The following is a 7,281-nucleotide window of genomic DNA, read 5'->3' as shown; positions in this document are numbered from 1 at the left end:
TTCAGCCAGGAGTACTTGCCGTTGTCCTGGAAGTCGGTGTATTGCGGCCGCGTCTCCCCCTTGTAGGGATGCAGCGGGCCCTTGCCTCCCTCGTACCAGGAGTGCTTGACCGATTCCGTGACGCCGTCCTTGAAGTACACGTCGTCATGGGTCCTGATCTCCTTGAAGCTGGCCAGTTCACCACCGGCGATGTGTCCACCGGGAAGTGCGAATTGCGTGTTCTTGCCGTCCAGGGGAATGTCCGGCACCGACAGGTAATCGACGATGCCGCGTCCGATCGTCGTCCATTCGGGGTAGAAGCCACCGACCACCGCCACGTCGATCAGGTAGACGTTCTTCACGAAATCGGCCAGTTGGTCGATCCAGTCTTTGACCGCCAGCAGCCGTTCGACGGTCAGCACCGCCTGCGAGTCGATCGCCAGCGCGTTGGCGACGCCACCCACGACGACGTTCTGGATGTGCGGCGTCTTGCCGCCGAGAATGCTGACCACCTTGTTGGCATGGCGTTGCACCTCGAGCGCCTGCAGATAATGTGCCACGGCGATCAGATTCACTTCGGGTGGCAGCTTCATTGCCGGGTGTCCCCAGTAGCCATTGGTGAAGATGCCGAGCTGGCCGGTGCCGACGAAGTCGCTGAGCCTTTCCTTGACCTTGGTGAACTCGGCCTTGCCGTTGCCGGACCAGTTCGAGAGACTTTCGGCGAGGCTGGCGGCCTTGGCGGGGTCCGCCTTCAGCGCACTGGTGACATCCACCCAGTCGAGTGCCGAGAGATGGTAGAAGTGCACGATATGGTCGTGCACCGCATGCGCCAGGATGATCATGTTGCGGATGTACTGGGCGTTGGCCGGCAGTTCGAGCTGCAGCGCGTTTTCGACGGAGCGCACCGAGGCCAGCGCATGTACTGTCGTACAGACACCGCAGATGCGCTGGGTGATGGCCCAGGCATCACGCGGATCGCGACCGATCAGGATGTTTTCGACTCCGCGCCACATCTGGCCGGAGGCCCAGGCCTTCCTGACCTTGCCGCCGTCGACTTCGACGTCGACCCGCAGATGACCTTCGATTCGGGTGACCGGGTCAATCGTGACTCGTTGCGACATTTTCTTGTCTCCTGAAAAGAGCGTTAGCTGCGCGCTGGCTGAGCATACGCTTCTTCACGCGGCAGGACCGGGAATCGGCGGGTGATGTAAATGTAGCCGAAGACTTCGGCGGCGAAGATGCCGAAAGTGACCAGCAGTTCCGGCACCGACGGGAAGTAGCTCCAGCCCGGACCGGTGTCGAAGGCGATCAGGAAGCCGTTCAGGCGCAGCAGGATGCCACCAAGCATGACCGCGATGCCGGCGAGGAACAGCCGGGCCGGATTGCGGCGTGCGGCGACGCTGCCGATCAACAGGAACGGCGCGATGAAGGAGGCGTTCTCGATCCAGAAGGTGAGCGCGATGTAGGTGGGTTTGAATGCTTCGCCGAGGACCCCGCGCACCGCGAGGTCGGCAAAGCGGACGACCAGATAGAAGGCCATGATGCCGAGCATCACCCGGGCCATCGGGTTGAGCATCGACACCTCGATTTCCCGCCGGTAGGCCGATGCGGCAACGCAGGACTCGAAGAGCACCACACCGTAGCCCAGGGTGATGGCCGACAGCAGGTAGATCAGCGGTTGCAGCGGGGTCTGCCACAGCGGGTTCACCTGGTCGCCCATGACCACCAGCATCGTTCCCAGCGAAGCCTGATGCATCATCGGCAGGACGATGCCCAGTGCGATGAAGATGAACAACACCTTGTTCAGTTTGCGGCGCACGTCGCGCAGGCCGAGTTTCTCGAGGAAGACCGGCGAGAACTCGATCCACATGACGATGATGTACAAGGTGATGCATGCCGCCACCTCGAACATCACCGAGTTGACGTTGAAGTAGCCCGGCCAGAAGATGTGCCAGAAGTTCCACCAGCGTCCGAGGTCGACGGTAATCGCGGCGCCGGCCAGGGTGTAGCCGAAAAGGCTGCCCAGCAGCGCCGGACGGACCAGCGGATGGTACTCGCCCCGGTTGAAGATATAGACCAGCAGGGCGACCGAGAACCCGCCGCAAGCCAGGGCGGAACCGATGAACACGTCGCCGACCACCCACAGGCCCCATGAGTAGCCATCGTTCAGATTGGTCACCGAGCCGAGGCCGAAGAACAGGCGGACGACGATGACGGTCGCCATCACCGCGATCAGCACCCCACAGATCAGGGTTGTCGCGTTGAACAGATCGCCACCAACCGGTGCCGCTGCGGCATGCTGCTGAGCGCTCATGATTCCTCCTTCACGGGTTCGTCGGCCGGCGTGTCGTCTTCATGATGAACGTTGCGCCTGGCGACGTAGGTCATCGCGCCAAGCACCGCAAACGGCATCAGCAGCCCGCCGTAAAGCGTGTGCTGAATCGTTTCCGAGGTCGCCGCCGACGATCTGGGTGGCAGCCTGGGCATGCCCACCTTCTCGAAGTCGACGGCTGACAGCTTGAGCACCTGTGTGCCGCCATACTCGGTCTCACCGTAGACGTGCTGCTGGTAGTTGCCGACCAGGCCTTCGTAGCTCTGATCGGGACCGTCGTTCAGCTTGCCGCGCGGATAGGTGGTCACGCTGCCCGGTTCGAGAGCCAGGCGACGTCTGGCTTCATTCAGCAGATCGCTGGTGCGGCCATAGAGCGTCGCGCCGGTCGGGCAGACCTCGGCGCAGGCCGAGTAGTGGCCATCCCGGTAGCGATGGCGGCAGAGTTCGCACTTGCCGATCTTGCCGGTCGGCGAGTCGTACTGGTATTTGGGGATGCCGAAGGGGCAGGCGACGACGCAGTAACGGCAGCCGACGCAGGCTTCGGGGTCGTAGGCGACGATGCCCGTCGTCGGGTCCTTGGTCATCGCCGTTACCGGACAGGCCGAGACGCAGGACGGGTCGGCGCAGTGCATGCACGAGGTCTTCATGAACGCGTAACCGTTGCTCTCGTCGTCCTTGGTGGCCATCGTTCCGCTGCGGTACATCTTGATGATGTTGAAGGTATGGCCGCTGGTGTCGAGCGGCGTATCCCACAGCCTGTCGCTGGTCGAAAATTCCGGCGGGTTGTCGTTGGCCCGCTTGCAGGCAGCGACACACGCCTTGCAGCCGATGCACAGTGTGGCGTCGTAGAGCAGTCCGAGAGCCTCTGGCGGCCGTTGGTAAGTGTCGCGCGCTTCAACCGTCGTGCTCACGGCAACGGCAGCGACCGCCGCGCCGGCGGTACCGACGCAACCTTTCAGGAAGTGGCGCCGGGAGCGCTCGTCGGAACGTTCGTCAATCATCGTCTTGGGCATCTCACACCTCCGTCCCTTGGCCCGCAGCACGGGCGCGCTCGGCTTCCTCGGCCTGATGCGAAAGCCCCAGATTGCGTGCCACCATGGCTGCGCCACCGGCAGCCGCACCGGCGACCGCGGCGAGCAGGGCAGCCGATCCGAGCGTTGCGCCCATGCCTTTCTCCTCGACAATGCGCGGATACTGCTGCGGTGGGTCGACGTTCTTCACCTTTGCCAGCATGTGCAGTGGCTTGCTGAAGCCAACACCCTGCTCGGTGCAGCCGATGCACGGGCAACCGCAGCCGATCGGCCAGGTACCGGCACCGGCGTCGCCAAACAGGACGGTGGGGCAGTTGGCGTAGGTCTCCGGGCCTTTGCAGCCAAGCTTGTACAGGCAATAACCCTTGCGATGTCCCTCGTCGCCGAACTCCATGGCGAAACGCCCGGCATCGAAATGGGCACGGCGCTCGCAGCTCTCGTGAATGAGTCGCGAGTAGGCGAACTTCGGCCGGCCAAGCTCATCGACCGGCGGCAGACTGCCAAACGCCAGGAAATGCACGACCGTAGACAGGAAGTTGTACGGGTTGGGCGGACAACCGGGAATGCTGACGACCGGCTTGCCGAGAACCGTGGCGACCCCCGACGAGCCGGTCGGATTGGGATCGGTCGATGGCATGCCTCCCCAGCTCGCGCAGGAACCGATCGCGATTATCGCTGCCGCGTCGGCCGCGCACTCCCTGGTCAATTCGATCGCCGTCTGGCCGCCGACCTTACAGTAGATACCGCCGTCGCGCGTCGGAATGGCGCCTTCGATGACCAGCAGATAGCTACCCCTGTTCTGCATCATCGCGCTCTTGCGTGCCTGTTCGGCCTGATGGCCGGCGGCGGCGAAGAGCGTTTCGTGATAGTCGAGCGAAATCACATCGAGAATCAGCTTTTCCAGTGTCGGATGTTCGGCACGCAGCATCGACTCCGTGCAGCCAGTGCATTCCTGGAAGTGCAGCCAGATCACCGAGGGTCGTTTCTTGCTCGCCACCGCCTCGGCAACGGCCGCATCGGCACCGGGTGGCAAGCCGAGACTGGTTGCCAGGGTGGCGCAGAATTGCAGGAACGCGCGCCGCGGCATGCCGAGTCGCTTGCTCACCGCCGCGATATGGGAATCGATACGGGAATCCTCCTCCAGCTTCAGCAGACTGGTATTTGCCATCTTCCTGTCCCCTCTCTCGTCGTCCGACCGGTGGTCAGAAGGTGTACACCGGGTGTGTCGATCAGCGCGCATGCAGCCATCACGTCTAATGCATACAAGAATCGTGCCATCAAGAAATCTGTAGGCAAAACAGGAGGGTCGGCGATTTGTCAATCGGCAATGCGGCGCCATGGTTTTCGCCTTTCGTTCGAAGTGGAAAGTTTCTTTCCATGACGCCTGGAGTCGCATTTCTCCAGGCCGGGTCCTCCGGCGTGTCCGGCGGGGTCGCTGCCCGAGCGTTGCAACAGGCATCGATTGGTTCTACGATCCAGTCATGGATCACTCACTCTGCTTCCTGTACCGGCTCGCCTGATGAGCAGCCCCGCCTTGCCCGCTGAGCGTCCCCTGCGCCGCGTGACGATTGGCCAGGATGCGCTGCCCGACGCGCAATCCGGCTTCGACGGAGTGGACGAAACGGTGTGGGTCGAAGTCATCCGCAAGATGGACGAGGTGTACAACGACCTCCTGCAATACGAGGTGGTCCTCGAGCAGAAGAACGCCGCCCTTGAAGACTCGCAGCAGTTCATCGAGAGCGTGCTGGCATCGATGTCGGACATCCTGATCGTCTGCAACCGCTACGGCGCCATCCAGGAAGTGAACGACTCGCTGCGCCGTTTCATCGGTCAGGACGAAACCGTTCTGCGCGGCCGGCCGCTGGGTGATCTCTTCGCCGACGAAACCTCGCGCCAGCGGGTGCACGGTTTCTTCTCGGCAGCGCGGCCGGCGACCGTGCAGGATTGCGAGTTGCTGATCAGCGGGCGCGACGGCAGCCCCCTGCCGGTCTCGCTGAACTGTACGCCACGTCTGTCGGGCACCGGCAAGCTGGTCGGCATGGTCGTCACCGGCCGGCCGGTTGGCGAACTGCGGCGTGCTTATCATGCCCTGCGCCAGGCGCACGACGATCTGAAACGCACCCAGCAGCAACTGCTGCAGGCCGAGAAGATGGCCTCGCTCGGCCGTCTGGTGGCCGGCGTGGCGCATGAACTGAACAATCCGATCAGTTTCGTTCTCGGCAACGTGCTGGCCATCCGGCGTTACGCTGCACGGCTGCAGACCTATCTCGAGGCGGTGCACTCGGAACCCCGCCAGCGTTCGCCGGAACTCGACGAATTGCGCCAGAAATTGCGTATCGACCGCATCATGGTCGACCTGAACCCGCTGCTCGATGGCATGACCGAAGGTGCGGAGCGCACGCGCGACATCGTCGATGGCCTGAAGCGCTTCTCGGCCCTCGACCGCAGTGCCGATGCGCCGTTCAATCTGGCCGAGGTCGTGGCGCGGGCGGTGCGTTGGGTGGTGCGTTCCGGGCCACGCAATTTTCAGGTCGATGTCGACCTGCCCGCCGATCTGCCGGTGACCGGTTCGTCGGGCCAGATGCAGCAGGTGCTGATGAACCTCGTGCAGAATGCACTGGATGCCACCGCCGGCGGCGAGTCGCCGCGACTCGACATTGCCGCGCGTGTCGAGGATGGCATGGTGCAGCTCGTTTTTGCCGATAACGGGCCGGGAATCGCGCCGGTCAACCTGTTGCGCCTGTTCGACCCTTTCTTCACCACCAAGCCGGTCGGGCAGGGCACCGGGCTGGGTCTGTCGATCAGTTACGGCATCGTCGAGCGGCATGGCGGGCGGCTGGAGGCCGCCAATGGGGCGGCCGGTGGTGCCCTCTTCACGCTCACTCTGCCGCTGTTGCAGGACGGGCCCGACGCGGCAGGCGCCACCGCGAAGCCGATCGGCTAAGACTTCGGCATGTCGCTGGCGGAGGACTTTTTCACCTGGTGCTTGACGGCCGCTTCCTGAGTTCGATCAGGGGCAGTGCGCCGGGTAGCGGCGCAAAGCATTTTCGCTAGGGAACCGCTGATCAATGGACCTCAACACGCGCCAAAGCCGCTCCCGGTCGGGAAACCGAGAGCTCGCGGTCGGGCGGCGCGCCGTTCCGGCCGATTTCTCCGGGGTTCAAAGTCTCATACTGGTTTTCACCCCTCCTTTTCGGTGCCCTTCGCCGTGCTCAGGACGCACCTTGGCTGTGAACAGCCAGAAGCTGCCGCTTGGCGATGACCAGATTGGCCAGCGCAAAGAGGATGTGCAACTGGGCCGTGTTCTTCTTCAGCCCCTTGTAGCGGACCTTGCGATGGCTGAAGAGATTCTTCACGATGTGAAAGGGGTGCTCGACCTTCGAGCGGATGCCCGCCTTGACCGATTCCAGGCGACGCAGCAGGGCGCCAAGCTTGCTCTCCTTCGGGATCGCCTTCAGCTTGCTCGCCACCCACCTGCCAATCGATGTCCCGGTCTCTCAGCTCTTCGCGCTTCTCGACACCGGTGTAACCGGCATCCAGATACACGGTTTTCTCTTCGCCGTGCAGCACTTCGGCGGTCTGCGTCACGTCGGCGACGTTCGCCGCCGTTCCCACCACCGTATGCACCAGACCGCTCTCAGCATCGACCCCGATGTGCGCCTTCATCCCGAAGTGCCACCGGTTGCCCTTCTTCGTCTGGTGCATCTCCGGATCGCGGGCCTTCGCTTCGTTCTTCACCGACGGCGGTGCGGCAAGGATCGTCGCGTCGGCAATCGTTCCCTCACGCATCATCAGCCCCTTGGCCGTCAGTTGCGCGTTGATCGCCGCGAAGATGGCCTTCGACAGGTCCTTCTCTTCCAGCAAGTGGCGAAACTGCAGCAGCGTCGTCGCATCCGGCGCCGCCTCTCGCGACAGATCGATCCGCACGAATCCCCGCAA

5 protein-coding genes and 1 pseudogene are annotated in these 7,281 nt (G+C 63.2%); 1 reads left to right on the top strand and 5 read right to left on the bottom strand.

From position 1 onward, the window contains the following. The 4 genes from JNK99_RS07640 to JNK99_RS07625 all read right to left on the bottom strand — a co-directional run. Window positions 1-1,100: nickel-dependent hydrogenase large subunit (locus JNK99_RS07640; RefSeq protein WP_291850943.1), on the bottom strand; the 1,100-nt coding region annotated here is incomplete at its 3' end. Between the two features lie 23 nt (window positions 1,101-1,123). Further along, window positions 1,124-2,293 (bottom strand): Ni/Fe-hydrogenase cytochrome b subunit, encoded by a 1,170-nt coding sequence (gene hybB, locus JNK99_RS07635; RefSeq protein ID WP_291850940.1) that lies wholly within the window; start codon window positions 2,291-2,293, stop codon window positions 1,124-1,126. Further along, a complete protein-coding gene (gene hybA, locus JNK99_RS07630) occupies window positions 2,290-3,324 on the bottom strand; it encodes a hydrogenase 2 operon protein HybA (protein WP_291850937.1) in 1,035 nt (344 codons plus the stop codon). The genes hybB and hybA overlap by 4 nt, the downstream gene beginning before the upstream one ends. A gap of 1 nt (window position 3,325) precedes the next feature. After that, a complete protein-coding gene (locus tag JNK99_RS07625) occupies window positions 3,326-4,510 on the bottom strand; it encodes a hydrogenase small subunit (protein WP_291850934.1) in 1,185 nt (394 codons plus the stop codon). A 351-nt stretch (window positions 4,511-4,861) separates the two neighbouring features. Here JNK99_RS07625 and JNK99_RS07620 point away from each other — a divergent pair, with 351 nt between their 5' ends. Further along, window positions 4,862-6,286, top strand: a complete 1,425-nt coding sequence (locus tag JNK99_RS07620) for an ATP-binding protein (protein WP_291850931.1) — start codon at window positions 4,862-4,864, stop codon at window positions 6,284-6,286. Between the two features lie 268 nt (window positions 6,287-6,554). Here JNK99_RS07620 and JNK99_RS07615 read toward each other — a convergent pair. Beyond that, window positions 6,555-7,281, bottom strand: a pseudogene (locus tag JNK99_RS07615) (IS5 family transposase); the annotation flags it as partial.

This window comes from Accumulibacter sp. (genome assembly GCF_016789985.1).
Classification (GTDB): Bacteria; Pseudomonadota; Gammaproteobacteria; order Burkholderiales; family Rhodocyclaceae; genus Accumulibacter.
The sequence above is the reverse complement of the archived record's forward strand: the minus strand, read 5'-3'. Positions and strand labels throughout refer to the sequence as shown.

Coding starts and splice junctions, on each gene's coding strand:
- JNK99_RS07625 (WP_291850934.1), bottom strand. CDS start 4,510: ATGGCAAATACCAGTCTGCTGAAGCTGGAGGAGGATTCCCGTATCGAT.
- hybB (WP_291850940.1), bottom strand. CDS start 2,293: ATGAGCGCTCAGCAGCATGCCGCAGCGGCACCGGTTGGTGGCGATCTG.
- hybA (WP_291850937.1), bottom strand. CDS start 3,324: ATGCCCAAGACGATGATTGACGAACGTTCCGACGAGCGCTCCCGGCGC.
- JNK99_RS07620 (WP_291850931.1), top strand. CDS start 4,862: ATGAGCAGCCCCGCCTTGCCCGCTGAGCGTCCCCTGCGCCGCGTGACG.